The following is a 1,429-nucleotide window of genomic DNA, read 5'->3' on the forward strand; positions in this document are numbered from 1 at the left end:
GGGACTGACCCTGCCAGGGCCGCTTCGTTCCCATCCTGGGATGTGCAAAAGCAGGAGCAGCGAGGGCGCCTGTCCCGGCTCCGTGGTGGATACTGATCAAGTATCATCTGTCGGCAGTTGCAAACCCGCTGGATGAAAGACTGCTGGAAATTCGGGCACCCAGTAGTCGTCTACAGTTGGCTGAACACCCTGGTCGATCAACTCAATAACAGCTGCGCGCTTCCACACGATGCCGATGTCGCTGTGTTCATGGGTTCGTCCACTGTAAACCCCGACGAACTCCCAAGCCGGGCCTTTCTTGATCGTGCCATCGGCGCCGCGAAACGAGGTGAACTCGTCGGCTTGGAATACGACAGGTGATCCGGATTGGCCTGGACGGGCACGGCAGTCCAGCAGAAAGGATGGCAGACCTTCCCAGTCCCAAGTCGGTCTCCAGGCAATGGTTCCGCGAGCCCACACCCCAACCGGGCCTGCCCCGCTCAGGACTGGATCGAATCCGATGGGGAAGCCGACAACGAACAGTTCGCTGGTCAGATCCAGGTAAGCCAGCGGTGCCACTCGCGGCATAGTGACAAGGTCGATACGGGATTCGTCCAGATCAAGCGGAAGAGCCACAACGTCGAACCGCTTACCGTACGTTGGGTGTTCTCGCCACAGGGGCCTGCCGTCGTCATCGCCGAGCCGGCAGACCAGTGGAACCCAGGGAGAACGGTGATCAGCTGGCATGATAGGCAGGACCACGACTGAAGGCGCTATACCGCCTGAACGAACTTTGTCGTCGTCCTTACTGTTGCGCGCAGTGAACACGTGTCGGTTGGTAATCAGGTACGGCTGGCCTGTCTTATCACGCATGACAAACCCGGTGGCGTGGCCAGCTCTCTTACCTCCCGAGCTGACCAGTTCCAGGTGGAGTGATGCCAACTCGGGGACGTCCATGAAGCGTTCGCGGCCTGGGCTAAGCCCGTCATCCAGTCCGCGATCAAGTGTTTCCTCATCCATGATGAAGAAACACTAAGGCTACACCGTGTGCGCTTGCCAGTTGCCGAGTTGAGGCCTTACCTGAAGCCCACAGTGGTGGAAGGAGTACCTCTCCTCTTGGCCATGAATCAACACAAATGAGACGGCTGGCGCATCTAAAACGGCTGCCAGCTCCCGTTCAACGCTTAGAGCTTGTCTCACGTGGTGTCAGGTTGATGCGGCATGATGCTTTGTCATGGGTGTTGGGCAGTCTCAGCGGTTGGTTCCTGACGGACTCTGGTCGCTGGTTGATCCGTTGCTGCCTTCGTTCTCCGCGCGTCCGCAGGGAGGAGGGACGACTCCGGTCGACGAGCGGGCCGTGTTCACGGCCGTGGTCTACGTGCTGACCAGCGGTTGTGCATGGCGGCATCTACCGGAGAGTTTCGGCGTCTCGCCGGCCACCGCACATCGT

2 protein-coding genes are annotated in these 1,429 nt (G+C 59.6%); one reads left to right on the plus strand and one right to left on the minus strand.

The annotated features are described in order from the left end of the window. Positions 1–96: 96 nt before the first annotated feature. Complete coding sequence (locus ADL25_RS45970; protein ID WP_079050292.1) at positions 97–999, minus strand: S1 family peptidase; 903 nt, start codon at positions 997–999, stop codon at positions 97–99. 214 nt (positions 1,000–1,213) lie between these two features. Here ADL25_RS45970 and ADL25_RS45975 point away from each other — a divergent pair. Further along, the coding region (locus ADL25_RS45975; RefSeq protein ID WP_159044910.1) for a transposase at positions 1,214–1,429 on the plus strand (216 nt) is incomplete at its 3' end.

The sequence above is a fragment of the Streptomyces sp. NRRL F-5122 genome, assembly GCF_001507435.1.
GTDB lineage: Bacteria > Actinomycetota > Actinomycetes > Streptomycetales > Streptomycetaceae > Streptomyces > Streptomyces lannensis.